16 protein-coding genes are annotated in these 16,712 nt (G+C 62.1%); 6 read left to right on the top strand and 10 right to left on the bottom strand.

Annotation, left to right across the window (positions count from 1 at the left end; genetic code table 11):
* Positions 1-109: 109 nt before the first annotated feature.
* The 4 genes from D8U70_RS21720 to D8U70_RS21705 all read right to left on the bottom strand — a co-directional run bounded on the left by D8U70_RS21720 (position 110) and on the right by D8U70_RS21705 (position 4,932).
* Positions 110-1,474, bottom strand: coding sequence for a glutamine synthetase family protein (locus D8U70_RS21720; protein WP_122508014.1), 1,365 nt, complete (start codon positions 1,472-1,474; stop codon positions 110-112).
* 563 nt (positions 1,475-2,037) lie between these two features.
* Positions 2,038-2,937, bottom strand: coding sequence for a bestrophin family protein (locus D8U70_RS21715; RefSeq protein WP_122508013.1), 900 nt, complete (start codon positions 2,935-2,937; stop codon positions 2,038-2,040).
* A gap of 25 nt (positions 2,938-2,962) precedes the next feature.
* Entirely contained in the window at positions 2,963-3,961 is a 999-nt protein-coding gene (moaA, locus tag D8U70_RS21710; RefSeq protein ID WP_016775169.1) for a GTP 3',8-cyclase MoaA, read from the bottom strand.
* Positions 3,962-4,080: 119 nt separating this feature from the next.
* Positions 4,081-4,932 (bottom strand): CAP domain-containing protein, encoded by an 852-nt coding sequence (locus D8U70_RS21705; protein ID WP_073471223.1) that lies wholly within the window; start codon positions 4,930-4,932, stop codon positions 4,081-4,083.
* 198 nt (positions 4,933-5,130) lie between these two features.
* Here D8U70_RS21705 and D8U70_RS21700 point away from each other — a divergent pair, with 198 nt between their 5' ends.
* On the top strand, positions 5,131-5,751 hold the full coding sequence (locus tag D8U70_RS21700; protein WP_130929693.1) for a cell wall hydrolase: 621 nt from the start codon (positions 5,131-5,133) through the stop codon (positions 5,749-5,751).
* Here the strand turns inward: D8U70_RS21700 and D8U70_RS21695 are convergent.
* Complete coding sequence (locus D8U70_RS21695; protein ID WP_016775166.1) at positions 5,748-6,461, bottom strand: murein L,D-transpeptidase catalytic domain family protein; 714 nt, start codon at positions 6,459-6,461, stop codon at positions 5,748-5,750. The two genes, D8U70_RS21700 and D8U70_RS21695, sit on opposite strands and share 4 nt — an antisense overlap.
* Before the next feature lie 152 nt (positions 6,462-6,613).
* Here D8U70_RS21695 and D8U70_RS21690 point away from each other — a divergent pair, with 152 nt between their 5' ends.
* The gene (locus D8U70_RS21690; protein ID WP_130929692.1) at positions 6,614-8,230 is read left to right on the top strand and encodes a L,D-transpeptidase family protein; all 1,617 of its coding nucleotides are present in this window, start codon (positions 6,614-6,616) and stop codon (positions 8,228-8,230) included.
* 150 nt (positions 8,231-8,380) lie between these two features.
* Here the strand turns inward: D8U70_RS21690 and D8U70_RS21685 are convergent, their stop codons facing one another.
* The 4 genes from D8U70_RS21685 to D8U70_RS21670 all read right to left on the bottom strand — a co-directional run bounded on the left by D8U70_RS21685 (position 8,381) and on the right by D8U70_RS21670 (position 12,522).
* Positions 8,381-9,223 (bottom strand): NAD-dependent protein deacetylase, encoded by an 843-nt coding sequence (locus tag D8U70_RS21685; protein ID WP_130929691.1) that lies wholly within the window; start codon positions 9,221-9,223, stop codon positions 8,381-8,383.
* Between the two features lie 54 nt (positions 9,224-9,277).
* Positions 9,278-10,324 carry a class I SAM-dependent methyltransferase gene (locus D8U70_RS21680; protein ID WP_130929690.1) on the bottom strand — a complete coding sequence of 349 codons (1,047 nt, stop codon included), beginning with the start codon at positions 10,322-10,324 and terminating at the stop codon, positions 9,278-9,280.
* Between the two features lie 150 nt (positions 10,325-10,474).
* A complete protein-coding gene (locus tag D8U70_RS21675) occupies positions 10,475-11,785 on the bottom strand; it encodes an ATP-binding protein (RefSeq protein WP_071172820.1) in 1,311 nt (436 codons plus the stop codon).
* On the bottom strand, positions 11,782-12,522 hold the full coding sequence (locus D8U70_RS21670; RefSeq protein ID WP_039762337.1) for a response regulator: 741 nt from the start codon (positions 12,520-12,522) through the stop codon (positions 11,782-11,784). The genes D8U70_RS21675 and D8U70_RS21670 overlap by 4 nt, the downstream gene beginning before the upstream one ends.
* A 296-nt stretch (positions 12,523-12,818) precedes the next feature.
* Here D8U70_RS21670 and D8U70_RS21665 point away from each other — a divergent pair, with 296 nt between their 5' ends.
* The 4 genes from D8U70_RS21665 to D8U70_RS21650 all read left to right on the top strand — a co-directional run bounded on the left by D8U70_RS21665 (position 12,819) and on the right by D8U70_RS21650 (position 15,772).
* Positions 12,819-13,082, top strand: coding sequence for a DUF2790 domain-containing protein (locus D8U70_RS21665; RefSeq protein WP_016775158.1), 264 nt, complete (start codon positions 12,819-12,821; stop codon positions 13,080-13,082).
* Between the two features lie 33 nt (positions 13,083-13,115).
* Complete coding sequence (locus tag D8U70_RS21660; RefSeq protein WP_110600975.1) at positions 13,116-13,496, top strand: hypothetical protein; 381 nt, start codon at positions 13,116-13,118, stop codon at positions 13,494-13,496.
* Between the two features lie 88 nt (positions 13,497-13,584).
* Positions 13,585-14,796, top strand: a complete 1,212-nt coding sequence (locus D8U70_RS21655) for a cytochrome c biogenesis protein DipZ (protein ID WP_130929689.1) — start codon at positions 13,585-13,587, stop codon at positions 14,794-14,796.
* A gap of 163 nt (positions 14,797-14,959) precedes the next feature.
* Positions 14,960-15,772, top strand: coding sequence for a class I SAM-dependent methyltransferase (locus D8U70_RS21650; RefSeq protein ID WP_130929688.1), 813 nt, complete (start codon positions 14,960-14,962; stop codon positions 15,770-15,772).
* Between the two features lie 133 nt (positions 15,773-15,905).
* Here D8U70_RS21650 and pcsA read toward each other — a convergent pair whose 3' ends face one another.
* The gene (gene pcsA / locus D8U70_RS21645; RefSeq protein ID WP_016775154.1) at positions 15,906-16,628 is read right to left on the bottom strand and encodes a phosphatidylcholine synthase; all 723 of its coding nucleotides are present in this window, start codon (positions 16,626-16,628) and stop codon (positions 15,906-15,908) included.
* Positions 16,629-16,712 lie beyond the last annotated feature (84 nt).

Raw genomic sequence — 16,712 nt, 5'->3', positions numbered from 1 at the left:
CCTGTGGGAGCGATCCTGCTCGCGAAAGCGGTGTGTCAGTCACCCAAAATGTTGAATGTGATGACGCCTTCGCGAGCAGGCTCGCTCCCACAGGTTCGGTGTCGGATCGTTAAGCCTCGGTCAGGTACCACCGCCAATCCTGCTCACCCACTTCAGCCATGAACTGCCGATACTCGGCACGCTTCACCGCCAGATACACCCCAAGGAATTCCTGCCCCAACGCCTCCCGTGCCCACGCGGAATTTTCCAGCGCCTGCAACGACGTCAGCCAATCGGTCGGCAGCAGTTCTTTCGCCTGGGCATAACCATTGCCCTCGACCGGTGCCCCCGGATCCAGCTCTTCACGGATGCCGCGATGAATGCCGGCGAGGATCGCTGCCGCTGCCAGATACGGGTTGGCGTCGGCGCCGCAGATGCGGTGTTCGATGTGTCGTGTCGGCGCCGGGCCGCCGGGTACACGCAGGCTGACGGTGCGGTTGTCGACGCCCCAGGTCGGCGCCAGTGGCGCGTAGCTGTTGGCCTGGAAACGCCGGTAGGAGTTGGCGTTGGGGCAGAACAGCAGCAGCGAATCGAGCAGCGAGGCGAGCATGCCGCCAATCGCCGTGCGCAACAGTGGTGTGCCGGCCGGGTCTTCAGAAGCGAACAAATTACGCCCCTCGGCATCGGCCAGGCTGACGTGCATGTGCATGCCGGTGCCGGCCAGATCATCGAACGGCTTGGCCATGAACGTCGCCTGCATGCCGTGCTTGTGCGCCACGCCTTTGACCAGACGTTTGTAGCGCACCGCCTGATCCATCGCCTCCAGCGCATCGCCGTGTTCGAGGGTGATTTCCACTTGCCCCGGGGCGTATTCGGAGATCGCCGTGCGCGCCGGAATGCCGTGCAGTTTGCAGGCGCTGTAAAGGTCGGCGAGAAACGGCTCGATCTGTTCCAGCTCGCGCAAACCGTAGACTTGCGTGTGTCGCGGTCGCCCGCCGTCAGCGTCCCGCGCCGGTTGCGGGCGGCCGTTGTGGTCGCGTTTGGCGTCGAGCAGATAGAACTCCAGCTCGCAGGCCATGATCGGGTGATAGCCCTCGGCCTTGAGCCCGTCGATCACCTTGATCAGCAGGTGCCGAGGGTCAGCGATGCTCGCCGGCATGCCCTCGCTCGGGTGCATGCTGACCTGCACCGCAGCGGTCGGAATCTGTCGCCACGGCAGGCGTACCAGACTGCCTTGCAGCGGATAGGCGCGGCAGTCGATGTCGCCGACGTCCCACACCAGCCCGGAGTTCTCGACGTCCTCGCCTTGTACAGTCAGACCAAGGATGGTGCTCGGCAGCGGTCGGCCGCTTTCGTACACGGCGAGCAGTTCTTCGCGATGCAACAGCTTGCCGCGCGGCACGCCGTTGGCGTCGAGGATGAACAGTTCGATCATGTCGATATCGGGGTTCTGTTCGAGGAACAGGCGTGCGTCTTCGATGGCTGCGAATTTCATGGCAAATCACTCACGGTGGCGCCGCACAGGCGCGCAGATTCGGCCGGACACGACGCGACAAAAAGGCGTAAGTGTCCCGGCAGGGATATCAGGAAAATCGGGAAATTGACTGTCGCGGTTTCAGCTCACGCGATCAGGCAGGAACGGCGATATCCGGCGGGCGTGCGGAGTGACGCAGCTTGGAGCGGCGCAGGGCCATGGGCAGATTGACGATGCGGTTCATACGCGGCCCCTGTTGCAGTGGGCGCGTACAGCAGAGACGTGCAACCTTTGCGGTTGTTGTGGTGACGTACTCATAACGCGTGTTTCCGTTGGCGGAAAGCGTCGGCGGCAGGGCAGGCCCGGCGACCGGTGTGCCCAGATAGTAAGGGGGAATTTGCGCGCGTGTAAATGGAAGATTCGTCGGTGGCGCGTTCCGGCGTTTGGGCTGCTTGACCGAGTTGCCTTTTTCGCGAGCAGGCTCGCTCCCACAGGAGAGTGCATTTCAACTGTGGGAGCGAGCCTGCTCGCGAATGGCAGCACCTCGATCCAGAGTCAACACGCCGAGCCCGCCGCTGCGCCATTCAGCGCAGCACGTAATCGTCCGGCTCCGGCGCGGGCGGCAACGGCGAGACGCCGAGTTCGTAAAGCACATCGCGCTCCAGGGTACGCACTAGCGCATCGGTCGGCAGATCGTTTTCATCGCGGCCGAACGGGTCTTCGAGTTCATCGGCAATCGCGTCGAAGCCGAAAAAGGTGTAGCTGACAATCGCCGTGAACAGCGGCGTCAACCAACCCAGCGATTGCGCCATGGCGAACGGCAGCAGCAGGCAGAACAGGTAGATGGTGCGGTGCAGCAGCAGGGTGTAAGGGAAGGGCAGAGGCGTGTTCTTGATCCTGTCGCACACGGCCTGGGCCTGGCTCAGGCAGGTCAGGTGATTGGCCAGCAATTGATAACGCCATGGCGACAGCACACCGGCCGTTTCCAGCTCGGAACACTGGCGCCCGACCTGATGAAGGATCTGGCCGCAGTGATCCGGCGCCGCCCCATCGATCGGCGGGCTGACCCAGTCGGCACTGGCCTGCTCCTCACTGTCTCCACGCAACCGCGCATTCAACGCGTGGGCGAAACCGCACAGGTTGCGCAACAGTTGTCCACGCAGGCGCGTGTCATCGATGCCTTGGGTTTCGCGCATCACCGCGCGCACCCGCAACAGCACCTCGCCCCAGGCCTTGCGTCCTTCGTACCAACGGTCGTAACAGGCGTTGTTGCGAAAGCTCAGGAAGATCGACAGCGACAGGCCGAGCAGGGTGAACGGCGTCGAATTGATCTGGGCGAAGTAGCTCGGCACCAGAAGTTCGATCAGCACAATCGCCGCCGCCAGCAGTGTCAGCATCAAGGTGCGCACGGCGATGCGTTTGGCGATCGAGCCTCGGAGGGTGAACAGCACGGCGAACTGATTGGGTCTCGGTCTGACGATCATCTCGCGGTCCCGGTTGCGCGGCGGATCAGCCGCCGGTCATGTTCATGAAACGCACCACTTGCACGTCGTCGTTGACTTCGAAGTTGTGTCGATACGGCTTGAGTTTCATCGCCTCGATGATCGCGTTCTCCAGACGTTCCGGGTGGCCCGGATGGGCGCGCAACACCGCTTTGAGGTCCATCGAATGCTCGTTGCCCAGGCACAGCAGCAAGCGACCTTCGACGGTCAGGCGCACGCGGTTGCAGGTACCGCAGAAGTTGTGGCTGTGCGGTGAAATGAAGCCCAGGCGAATGTTCGGCGCTTCGGCCACGCGCCAGTAGCGCGACGGCCCTTGCGTCGATTCGGTCGAGTCGATCAGGGTAAAACGTTCGGCGATGCGTTCGCGTACTTGCGCGCTGGAGTAGAAGGATTCGGCGCGGCTGTGTTCGGCGATCGCGCCCAGCGGCATCTCTTCGATGAAGGAAATATCCAGATCACGCTCGATGGCGAAACTGACCAGATCGTTGATCTCGTGATCGTTGCGGCCCTGCATCACCACGCAATTGAGCTTGGTACGGGTGAAACCGGCCGCACGCGCGGCATCGATGCCGTCGATGACCTGCGCCAGATCGCCGGTACGGGTCAGCTCTTTGAAGCGCTGCGGATCGAGACTGTCGAGGCTGATGTTGAGGCGCTTGACCCCGGCGTCGAACAGCGGCTGGGCCAGTCGGCCCAATTGTGAGCCGTTGGTGGTCAGGCACAGTTCGCGCAGGCCGGGCAGGGCGGCGATCTGTTCGCAAAGTTGCACGACACCAGGCCGGATCAGCGGCTCGCCACCCGTGAGGCGGATCTTGCGCGTGCCGAGGGCAACGAAGCTTTGCGCCACCTGGAACAGCTCTTCGAGGGTGAGGATCTGCTGGCGCGGCAGGAACTGCATGTCCTCGGCCATGCAATAGACGCAGCGAAAATCGCAGCGGTCGGTGACCGACAGGCGCAGATAATCCACGCGGCGGTTGTGACCATCGATCAATTCACGCTGTGTCATGGGCTCGCCTCGTGGATGTGGAGCGCCGTCAGCGGGCGCAGATCGCGCAGGGTAGGCTGCACTCGCCATGCCGTCCAATCACTCTGGCTGACCGAGTGATTGACGGCGTCGATGATGCCTTACGGTGCGCCAAACATTGCCGTCCAGTAAATGCCGGCGTTGCTTTTCGGATCGGTCGCGTACGCGGCGCCCAGTTCCTGATATTGCGGATTCATCAGATTGGCGCAATGGCCTGGGCTGGCGAGCCAGCCGTCAACGACCTTGCCGACGGTGTCTTGCCCGGCGGCGATGTTTTCACCGACCAGTTGCCCGCTGTAACCGGACAGTTCGGCGCGGTCGCCAGGCGTGCGGCCGTCGCGGTCCTTGTGGTCGAGGTAATTGTTGTTGGCCATGTCGCGGCTGTGATCCTGAGCGACCGTGCCCAGCGTGGCATTCCACGCCAGCGGTGCTGCCGCCGCGAAGGACTGGCCGCCGCACTGGCGCGCCTGGCCGCGCGCGGTATTGAGTTGCGCCAGCAGCTTTTGCCCTTCGCTTTGTGCATCGCCGAGTTTCGCCCTCAGCAACGGCCGCGCGAGAACGATGCGCCAGTCGCGGTCGACACGGTTGACGCCGATATCGACGAACTGCGGATCGAGCACCACCTTACAGAAGCTTTCCTTGATCGCCTGCATCGCCGCCGCTGCATCGCGCGGGCCGTTGAGGGTGATCGCCTGCACGTTGACCATCGGGTACTGGGCGCTGGTCATGGCCTGCTGCAGATCGACCGCGCCGCTGGCGGGCAGGCGCAGACGTGGATCGGCCGACAGCGGTGGCAACTCGTTCGATGCCTGCGTGCCGCAACGCTGCGGCTGGCTGCGATAGCTGTTGATCGACTCGATCAATTGCAGTTCATCGGCAGCCAGCGCCGAGGTGGCGAACACCACGCCCAGCGACAGTGCGGCACAACGCAAAACGGACGGCATGAAGCGCATGGAAATCTCCCTTGAGCTGAATGCGCCCATGATGCGCGAAAGGCCCCCGGTGAGTGAATGTGTTTTTCTTTGCGGCGGATGTTTTTCTGCGCTGGTGTGCCCGCGCATTTGCTCGCTACACTCTGCGAAGACCCCGCAAACCGGGCGTCTCACCGACGTAACATCTTGCCCCGGGCGGGCGCTGACGGAAGAACCGACATGGGATCGAAAGGCTTGGCGGGCGGTTTGTTGTGGATCTTTTTGACCGGCGCGGCATGGGCCGGGGCGCAGGCGCCGATCGAGGCCAAGGCCGAACAGAAAGCCGAGGTGCTGGAGGAGAAAGCGGCGGATAAAGTCAGCGCTGCTCCGGCGCCGAAATCCGAGGCCATCACCCCCACCGAAGCGCAGGCGGTAGACCCTGCCGGCGCCGCGCCGCTGGACGATCCGCTGACCTGTCTGGCGCGCAGTATCTATTGGGAAGCCAAGGGCAAGGACACCCCGGAAATGGAAGCCGTCGCCAGTGTGGTGATGAATCGCCTCGGCCACGACGGCTTTCCCGACACGGTGTGCGCGGTGGTCAAGCAAGGATCTGAAAGCGGCAATTGCCAGTTTTCCTGGTGGTGCGATGGCAGGCCCGATCAGGTCAAGGAAGACGCCGAATACGCGCTGGCCAAGGAAATCGCCGGCAAGGCGTTGAACCGTCAGCTCAAGGACCGCACGCGCGGTGCCCTGTATTTTCATGATCGCGGCGTGCATCCGAGCTGGGCCAAGGCCTATCGCAACACGGCGCAGACCGGCAGGTTCCTGTTCTACAAACCCGCCGGAGGCGACGCGCGTTAACTGGCGTGGGTATTGAGAATGCTCGCCACCTGTTGCGGCTGGCAGTTCAGATACGGTGACTTTTGCAGCCAGCGCTGATCCGGATACCAGGAAAACATGAACTGGCCGTTCTTCAGGCGATCGATCACCTGTTTGGCGATCTGCGGCCGTACGGCGGGGCAACCCTGACTGCGGCCGATGCGCCCCTGACGCTTGCTCCACAGCGGGTTCACGTAACTGGCGGCATGAATCACGATCGCGCGATCACGGGCCAGATCATTGAAACCGGGCTCCAGACCATCCATGCGCAGCGAATAGCCGTGAGTACCTTCGTAGCTTTCCTGAGTGCGGAACAGACCGAGGCTGGACTGATAGCTGCCTTCGCGATTGGAAAACTGCGTGGCGAAGTTTTCCCCGGAGTTGGAACCGTGGGCAACCAGATCACGCAGCACCAGTTTCTTTTTGCTCAGATCGAAGATCCACAGGCGGCGTTCGGTGGACGGTTGCGAATAATCGATGATCGCCAGATGCCGCGAGGGTTTCGCGCCGTTGTTGACCGCGCATTGCATGGCGTTCAATGCACCTTTGAGCGCCTGGGGATTGAGTTCCGGCGCGGCGTGGGCGAGGCTGTTGTAGAGAACCGGCGATGGCTTGCCGGCGGCAAATACTGGGCTGGTCACGGCGACAAGGGTCGCGGTGCTCAACAGAAGTCGGCGCAAAAACGTCAACATTTTATAAAGTGTCCTCAACTTGCTACATAAACGGCACTTTGGCTCCTGACTCCCAGTCAATACCCGCAGGCTCGCGGTTCGAGCCTGACTGTTCAGCGCACCTGATGTAAGGTTGACCGTCATCTGGACGGCCATGGATTGGAGTAAAGCAGTTGTTCAAAAAGTACGCATGCTACTTGAGCATTTGTTTGCTCGCTGCGCCGTTTGTCGCTTGCGCCGATGAGCCGCTGCCCCCGCTCGAAACCCTGCCGACGCCGGAAACGCAATTGCCGGTCGAGCCGCGCAGCCCGTTGCAGGCGGTTTTGATCAGCCTGGCGCAGTCGTGCCCGGCCATTGCTCCGCGCCTCAGTGGCCCGGCGTTGAGCCAATTGCAGGCGTTTTATGAACAGCAGGACTGGATGCCGGTGTGGGCGAGTGAGTCGGCACGCTTGCCGGCATTGCGCGCGCAATTGCAACAGTTGGCCGATGATGGGTTGAATCCGAATCGCTATGCGGTCGCGACGACACCGCCGCAGGATGGCGAGCTGTGCGCCGACATCGACATCAGCCGCAACTACCTGCAGGCCTTGCAGGATCTGCATTACGGCCGTCTGTTGCAATCGCATTTCGAACCGCTGTGGCGTGTCGACGGCCCGCCGACCGATCGTCAGGCGCAACTGCTCAGCATTGCCGTGCCGGGCATGAACGATATTGCTGCGGCGTTCGACCTGGCCCGTCCGCATCTGCCGCAATATCAAAGCCTGCGTCAGCTGTATGCCGCGCAACGCTTGCAAGCCTTGCCGCAATGGCAGCCGGTGGGCAACGGCCCGTTGCTCCGCCCGGCGATGGAAGACCCGCGCGTGCCGGAACTGGCCCGACGTTTGTACAGCGAAGGTTATCTGGCACACGCACTGGTGCCGCCGGACAACGCCTACGATGACGTGCTGGTGGAGGCAGTGAAGCACTTTCAGGCCAGCCATTCGTTGCAGGCTGACGGCGTGGTCGGGCCGGGCACGATTGCCGAGCTGAACATCAGCCCGCTGACCCGCCGCGATCAGTTGCGCGTCAATCTGGAACGTTTCCGCTGGATGGCCCAGGACATGGAGCCCAGTGGTCTGGTGGTGAATGTCGCGGCCGCTGAGCTTACGCTGTATCAGGGCGGTCAACCGGTGTGGCAGACCCGCACCCAGGTCGGCCGCGCCGAACGCCAGACGCCGCTGCTCAAATCCCGCGTCACCCGCCTGACGCTGAATCCGACCTGGACCGTACCGCCGACCATCTGGAAAGAAGACAAGCTGCCGGAAATCCGCAAGGATCAGACGTTCCTCAGCCGTCAGAACCTGCAAGTGCTCGATGCCAACGGCCAGCCTCTGGCAGCGGCCGATATCGACTGGGACAACCCGGGCAACATCCTCCTGCGTCAGGACGCCGGCCCGCGCAATCCGTTGGGGCAAATGGTCATCCGTTTCCCCAACCCGTTCTCGGTGTACCTGCACGACACGCCGAGCAAGGCGCTGTTTGAAAAAGGCCCACGGGCGTTCAGCTCCGGTTGCGTGCGCGTCGAGCACCCGCTGCAACTGCGCGATCTGCTGTTGTCCCCGGCGGAAAAAGCTCGCACCGAGACTTTGCTGGCAACCGGCACCACCCATGAATTTCGCCTGTCGGCGCCGGTGCCGATCCTGATGACCTACTGGACGGCGCAAGTCGACAGCAGCGGCCAGGTGCGTTATGCGCCGGACATCTACAGCCACGACAGCGCATTGCTGGCGGGGCTGGATCGGGCGCATTGAGTCCGGCACCAGCACGGCAGTCAAAGATCTGAGTTCGATGAGTGATTTCAGGTCGACGAATCCCGTACAAACACCTCGGTCAGTCCCCTCTCCCTCGGGAGAGGGCTAGGGTGAGGGGCCGATTTCAAGCCGAACCCATTACTCAAAATCTCACCGCCCCAGCTCCTCCACCAACCACGGCAAAAGCTCCTCACACGAGCCTTCAATCTTCAAATCGAGCAGATCATCCGCCCGGGTCTTGCCCAGATTGATCGCCATCAACGGCTTGCCACGCTCGGCAATCACCCGACACAAGCGAAACGCCGAATACGCCATCAACGAAGATCCCACCACCAGCAACCCCGCCGCATTCTCGGCGGCGGCCAGCGCGCGTGCCGCTGTCGTCGGCGCCACGTTCTCGCCGAAGAACACCACATCCGGTTTCATCCGCTCACCCGCGCAATGCGGGCACCTGGGCACTTGAAACCGCGCTTCAAACGACGGATCCAGCAAGGTATCGCCATCCGGCGCCTGCACCGCATCAACACCACTCAGGTAGGGATTGTGTGTCTCCATCTGCTGCTGGATCGCGTCGCGCTCGCTGCGCTGCCCGCAATCCAGGCACAGCACTCGATGCAGGCTGCCGTGCAGTTCGATCACATCGTGGCTGCCGGCCTGATCGTGCAAGGTATCGACGTTCTGCGTGATCAAAGCGCTGATCCGGTCACGCTGCTGCAACGTCGCCAGCGCCTCATGCGCGGCATTCGGTCGGGCCTGACGCACGCGCGGCCAGCCGAGCATCGCTCGCGCCCAATAACGCCGGCGTGATTCCGGGGCGGCGAGAAACTCCTGATACATCATCGGCTGCCGCCCACGACGCACACCGTCGCTGTCGCGATAGTCCGGAATGCCCGAAGGCGTGCTGATGCCGGCGCCGGTCAATATCAGGAATTTATCGTCGACCATGGCCTGCAACAGCGTATCGAGATGTTCGCGGATCGGGCTATCGAGCATGCTCAGCACTCCAGAATGGGCAGTGCCCGCAGGTTAGCACGCGATCCGCACGGGTTACTTGCGCGCCTCCAGAATCAGATTGAACGGCGTTTGCGTGGCGCGGCGGAACTGCTTGAACCCGGCCTCGACAAAGACTTTGCGCAGGCGCATTTCCCCGGCCTGCGCACCGAGCCCGAGGCCGACTTCCTGGGACAGCGAATTGGGCGTGCAGATAAACGTCGAGGCGGCGTAGAACAGGCGCCCGACCGCGTTGAGATTGTCGTCCAGTTTGTCGTTGGCGAACGGTTCGACCAGCAACACCGTGCCGTCGTCTTTCAGCGACTCATGAGCGTGGCGAGCGGCGCCGACCGGGTCGCCCATGTCGTGAAGGCAGTCGAAAAAGCAGATCAGGTCGTAGTCGCCGCCGGGATAGTTTTTCGCCGTGCCCTCGAAGAATCTGGCGCGGTTGCCCACGCCGCCTTCTTCGGCCCGTTGCGTGGCGACGGTGACTGACGGCGCATGGAAGTCAAAACCGACAAACTGCGATTTCGGAAACGCCTGAGCCATGATCACCGTCGAGGCGCCGTGACCGCAGCCGATGTCGGCAACTTTGGCGCCGCGTTCCAGCCTCGCCACCACGCCGTCCAGAGCCGGAAGCCATTCGGCAATCAGGTGACCTTTGTAGCCGGGGCGGAAGAAGCGTTCGGTGCCGCTGAACATGCACGGATGGTGATCGCCCCACGACAAGGCGCCATTGCCGCGCATGGCCTTGACCAGTTTGTCCTTGTCATGGAAAAACGACGCCACCACGCCGAGACCGCCAGCGACGTACACCGGCGAATCCTCCACGGCCAGCGCCAGTGCCTGTTCTTCAGGCAAGCGAAATTGACCGTCAACGTGTTCCATATAGCCCGATGCGGCATGGGCGCTGAGCCATTCGCGTACCAGGCGCGGATTGCAGGTGGTTTTTGCTGCGAGGGCTTCGGGGCTGATTGGTTGGCTGTCGGCCATTGCCCGGTACAGACCGAGTTCTTCGCCGACAATGACATTGGCCAGCATCGCCGCGCCGCCCATGTCGTTGACCAGTTTGCCCATGAATTCGTTGAGCTTCGCCTCATTCATCACGTGTGCTCCTGAAACAGGATCACCGTCCGGCGGCGTTGAATGTCGAGGCAGGCGCCACCGGGCGGTGGTCACGGATTGGGGCAGGGCACAGCAGACGTCCTGCGGCCCCCTCGACTGGGTAATGAATGAGTCTAGTCGGTGTTTTTCTCAGCGTGGCAGCGGCAACTTCAGTTCAGCGCACAACCCGCCACCTTCACGATTGCTCAACAGCAGCGAGCCACCGAGCGCCAACGCCAATTGCTGGGCGATCGCCAGTCCGAGCCCGGTGCCGCCGGTGTCACGATTGCGCGAGTTTTCCACGCGGTAGAACGGTTCCAGCACCTGCGCCAACTCGGCCTCGGCGATGCCCGGGCCGCGATCGAGGACTTTCACCGACAGGCTGTTGCCCTGCGCTTCGACCTGCAATTGCGCGGCGCCGGCGAACTTCAGGGCGTTGTCGGTCAGGTTCACCAGCACCCGGCGCAGGGCCTGCGGACGGGTTTCGATTACCGCTTTGCTTTTGCCGCCGAGCTGCACGTCCTTGCCCATGTCCTGATAGTCGAAGACCAGGCTGTCGAGGAACGAGTCGAGATCAGTACGCCGGCTTTCTTCGGTGGCGCCGTGAACGCTGCGGGCGTAGGCCACGCCTTCGCGCACCAGATGCTCGATCTCGCCCAGGTCGCTGCTCAGTTTGTCTTTCTCGACCGAGTCGTCCATGAATTCTGCGCGCAGTTTCATCCGGGTGATCGGCGTTTGCAGGTCGTGGGAAATCGCCGCGAGCAGTTGCATGCGTTCTTTCAGGTAGGCGGCAATGCGCGTCTGCATGGCGTTGAACGCCCGTGCCGCGTGGACGACTTCGGTCGGCCCTTGCTCGTCGAGTTTGATCGGGTGCGCGTTGGGGTCGAGGGTTTCCACGGCGTTGGCGAGGCGGGTGAGGGGACGGATGGCGATGCGCACTGCGAGCCAGGTGCAGAGGATCAGCAACGCCAGTTGCCCGAGCAGCACCACCGGCAGCCACGGTGAAAGCGGCACCATCGCCGGACGGATATCGATGGTCACCGGGCTGCCGTCGCTCAGGCGCAAGTGGCCCTGGAAATGTTGTCTCGGACCACCGGGAACTTCGGTAAACACGATGGGATAAGTGTCGCCGATGGCCGCCGTAATCGAGGCGATCGCGACGGACTTTTCAGCCGAGGTCACCGGCATGCCCGGTTCGCCCTCGTTGAGCAGGTAGCCGTAATTGCGCCGGGCCAGACGCGGCAGCCAGGCCTCGCGTTCGGCGGCGGGCAGGCGATCGAGGATCGCCATCGACGTCGAGACGTCGGTTTCGAGGTTGCCGAGCATGGTGCTTTTCGCGCTCTGGTAACGCTCGTAATACTGCGCGCCGAACGACAGGCCCTGCGCCAGAATCAGCCCGATCAGGAAGATCAGCGACAGGCGCGAGGCGAGGGTGCGCGGCCATTGCAGCTTGAGTTTCATGCCGACGCCCCGAGCAGTTCGACCGGCAGCGAAAACACATAACCTTCACTGCGCACGGTCTTGATATAGGCCGGCTCGCGAGCATCGTCCAGCAGGCGTTGACGCAGGCGACTGACCAGCAGATCGATGGAGCGGTCGAACAGATCGGCCTCGCGGCCCTGGGTCAGGTTGAGCAGTTGATCGCGGCTGAGCACCCGTTGCGGATGGTCGAGGAACACCCGCAGCAGGCGGTATTCGGCACCGCTGAGGGCAACCATGGTGCCGTCGCTGTCGAGCAGGTGGCGGGCCGAGGTGTCCAGCTGCCAACGACCGAACGCCAGCAGGCGTCCGGCTTCGGTGACCACCAGATTCGGTGGCAGCATGCGCGTGCGGCGCAACACGGCGTTGATCCGCGCCAGCAGTTCGCGGGCGGCGAAGGGTTTGGTCAGGTAATCGTCGGCGCCCATTTCCAGGCCGATGATGCGGTCGGTCTCATCGTTGCGCGCGGTGAGCATCAGCACCGGCGTCGCCTTGTGTTTGCCCACACGCAATTCGCGGCACAGCTGCAGGCCATCGTCGCCGGGCATCATGATGTCGAGCACGATCAGGTCGACGGTGTTGGCATCAAGGAAGCTGCGCATCTGCCGGCCATCGGCGACCACTGTTGTGCGCAGGCCGTTCTTCTTCAGGTAGTTGCCTACCAGTTCACGGATCTCGCGGTCGTCGTCGACGATGAGAATGTGATCGACATGTTCCATCGGTTCAAGCCTCTGTCAAAGGGGAATGCCGTGCAGTCTATAGCGCCGTAGACCGCACGCCTGCCTGCCTTTGTATTGCAGTGTATCTGCCGCAGCGGCGGATACACACCGACGCAAAATCACGATTTTTTCGCGGTTTTGTATCGCTCTGTATCTACACGCTGCATGGATACACAACGAGTGATTCTCGTCCTTTCCTGACACAGACGCGATACCTCGAAGGCCTCAAATAGGCTCCATCGAGGCACACACAGACCGCCTCGGCTCAAACCCACTGAAGCCTTGAGGACTACACCATGAACAACAAATCCGTATTCGCCGCCTGCCTGTTCGCCGCTCTGAACATCTGCACCCTGTCGGCCCACGCCGAAGCTGACGTCAGCCGGCAAACCTACACCTACGGCACCCATCTGGATATCCAGAAAGTGCTGTCGATGACCGAAGACACCTCGGTGACCTGCGGCATCACCGAGGCGCGCATGACCTACCTCGATTCCGCTGGCAAAACCCGCGAGCTGGATTACAGCAAATTCGCTGACGGCTGCAACAACCAGAACTGAGTCATCCCTACTTTTTCTGCAAGGAGTTTTGCCATGAACAACGTCTCGCGCTTTCTGACCGCAGCAGCCTTCGCCTTCACCGGTGCCGCCGCCCACGCCAACAGTGCTGTGGAGCAGAGCAGTTGCGCCAGCAGCACCTGCTTCCAGCTGACCACCGTGGCGAAGGAGGGCAGCGATGCATTGATTGCCGCTGATGGCTCCAGCCGCACACCGCAGGGGCAGATGGTTGCCGCTGACGGCTCCAGCCGCACGCCGCAGGGGCAGATGGTTGCCGCTGACGGATCGAGCCGCACGCCGCAAGGCCAGATGGTCGCCGCTGATGGTTCCAGCCGTACACCGCAAGGCCAACTGGTCGCGGAAAACGGTGCCAGTCGTACGCCTCAAGGGCAGTTGCTCGACGGCCAGACTGCATGAGCCACGGTGTAAATAAAGCGAGCTAGCGAGGGGACGTTTCCCTCGCTGCCCGGTTGTGTGCCCAGCCCCCATTCCAAGGTGACCCCTTATGTACCTCATCGCATTTCTCGGCGGTCTGCTGACCGTTCTCAGTCCGTGCATCCTGCCGGTGGTGCCGTTTCTGTTCGCTGGCGCCAACCGTACCCGTTCCTCGATCTTCCTGACTCTCGCCGGAATGGCGCTGACCTTCGCGCTGATCTCCAGCCTTGCCGTGGTCAGCAGCGAGTGGGTGATTCAGGCCAGCAACACCGGCCGCCACGTTGCCTTGCTGGTCATGGCGCTGTTCGCCCTGTCGCTGATCTCGGCCCGCGTCGGTGACTGGCTGACCAGGCCGTTTGTCGCGCTCGGCAATCGTCTCGATCAGGACACGCGTAAACGTGCCGGACCGATGGGCTCGATCATGCTCGGCGTCGCCACCGGCCTGTTGTGGGCGCCCTGTGCCGGGCCGATCCTTGGGGTGATTCTGACCGGCGCAATGTTGCAAGGCGCCAATGCGCAGACCAGCCTGTTGCTGCTGGCTTACGGCGTCGGCAGTGCCTTGTCGCTGGGCACGTTGATCTTCGCCGGGCGCGGTCTGGTCAATCGGCTGAAACCGTCGATCCCGTTCAGCGGCTGGTTGCGTCGCGGTGCCGGGGTTGCGGTACTTGCTACGGTCGCGGTGATCTCGACGGGCGCCGACAAAACCCTGCTCGCCAATACCTCTTCCGAGGGCGTGGCCAGCGTCGAGAAAAACGTCCTGGAAAACGTGCCGAAAGTGGTCGACTACTTCGTCAGCAAGGTCCGCGCCGATTCGATGATGGACGAGGCGCGGGGCTCGATGCCGTCGCTGTCGGGCGCTGTGCAATGGCTCAATTCACCAGAGCTCAGTGCCGAATCCCTGCGCGGCAAAGTGGTGCTGGTGGACTTCTGGACCTACGACTGCATCAACTGCCAGCACACCCTGCCGTACGTCAAAGACTGGGCGAAGAAATACGAGAAGGACGGCCTGGTAGTGATCGGCGTGCACACCCCCGAATACGGCTACGAACGCATCATCAACAACGTCAAGGATCAGGTGAAAAAACTCGGCATCACCTACCCGGTCGCCATCGACAACGACTATGCGATCTGGCGCAACTACGACAATCAATACTGGCCGGCGCATTACCTGATCGACGCCAAGGGCCAGATGCGTTACAGCCACTTTGGCGAAGGTCGCTATGCGGAGCAGGAGCAAATGATCAAGCAGTTGCTGGAAGAGGCCAAGGCACCGGCCGCTTGAGTGTTTCATGCGCTTGACAAATCTTCACCACTCATCGGCAAAGTGCCCGGTTTACGGGGTTGCCGGACGATTGACAGGGACGCCGGGCAGCCTCGGCGCGATAGTGAGCAAGCGCAGTCTGCGCCGCCGACTGTGCATTCTCTCTGCCACGGAGCTCGCTGTCATGAGTACCCCGCTTGATCTCACTGCCCTGAAGGAACGTCAGAAAGTCGCTTGGGCCAGTGGCGACTACGCCGTGATCGGCACCACATTGCAAATCGTTGGGGAAAACCTCGCCGAGGCCTGCGATCTGCGCTGTGATGAACAGGTGCTGGATGTTGCCGCCGGTAACGGCAACGCCACCCTGGCAGCGGCGCGGCGCGGTTGTGTGGTGACCTCGACCGATTACGTCGCGGCACTGCTGGAGCGTGGTCAGGATCGCGCCCGGGCCGAACATCTGGAGGTGATTTTTCAGGTGGCCGATGCCGAGGCTTTGCCTTTTCCCGATGAAAGCTATGACGCCGTGTTGTCGACGTTCGGCGTGATGTTCGCGCCTGACCAGGTCACCGCCGCTAATGAGCTGGGGCGGGTCTGTCGTCGGGGCGGGCGGATCGGTATGGCGAACTGGACGCCGGAGGGCTTCGTCGGGCAGATGTTCAAGATTCTCGGCCAGCATCTGCCACCGCCCGCGATTGCTCAGCCGCCATCGAACTGGGGCTCGGATGCGTGGCTGCACAAGCATTTCGATGATCGCGATTTTGTCGTGCGCGTGACCCGCAGCCACTTCAACTTCCGCTACCGCTCGGCGGCGCATTTCATTGACATCTTTCGCCACTGGTACGGGCCGGTGCACAAGGCTTTTGCGGTGTTGTCGGCGGAGGTCGGACAGGCGCTGGAGGATGATCTGACGGATTTGCTCAACCGATCGAATCGGGCGGGGGAGGCGTCGCTGGTGGTGCCGAGTGAGTATCTGGAGGTGGTGATTACCAAGCGCTAGTCCACATCGGATTTCCTGGTCGATGAAGATCTCTGTGGGAGCGAGCCTGCTCGCGAAAGCGGTGTGCCAGCCAACCTTTATGTTGATGGAACCACCGCATTCGCGAGCAGGCTCGCTCCCACAGGGGATGTGCTTATTTCAAATGGCTGCGATCAAACCACTCCAGCGCCGTGCGCCAGATGCAGATCCCCAGGAAATAAGCCGACATCAGCAACCACAAGCCCATTACCAGCGGATTGATCACCGGGTGATTGAGCACCAGCGACAGACTGCACAACAGCCAGATCGCCGTCACCGCGATATTGATTGGCATGAAACGCCGCACGCGAAACGGGTGCAGGAACTTCATCCGCGTCACCGTCAGCAGCGCCAGCCCGATCACGGTGAGAAAGGTAATCCAGGGCCCCGGACCAATGATGTACAAACACAACGCAACCACGTTCCAGGCCGCCGGGAAGCCGACAAAATAGTTGTCCTTGCTCTTCATGTTGACGTTGCAGAAACAGAACAGCGACGACACCAGAATCACCGACACCGTCAGCAACAGGGTGTAATCGGGCAAGGGAATGTAGCGGTAGATAAACAGTGCCGGGATGAATACATAAGTCAGGTAATCGATGACCAGATCAAGGATCGAACCGTCGAAACTCGGCAGCACCGATTGCACATTGACCTTGCGCGCCAGTGCGCCATCGAGGCCGTCGACGATCAGCGCCACGCCCAGCCACATCAGGCAATGAATCGGCTGGTTTTCCAGCAGGGCGAGGGTGGCGAGGAAGGCGGTGACCACGCCAGTCGCGGTAAAACCATGGGCGCCCCATGCTTTCAGCCTGGCGATGTGTACGGTGGATATCACGGGGGCGTTCTCCAGAAAGTGAAGCAAGCCGGGTATCGCCCATCGTCAGAAAGGGCGTCGGCAAACCGGGTCGGGTTGCAGCTA

This window comes from Pseudomonas sp. Sample_20, assembly GCF_004307585.1.
GTDB lineage: Bacteria > Pseudomonadota > Gammaproteobacteria > Pseudomonadales > Pseudomonadaceae > Aquipseudomonas > Aquipseudomonas atacamensis.
The sequence above is the reverse complement of the archived record's forward strand: the minus strand, read 5'-3'. Positions and strand labels throughout refer to the sequence as shown.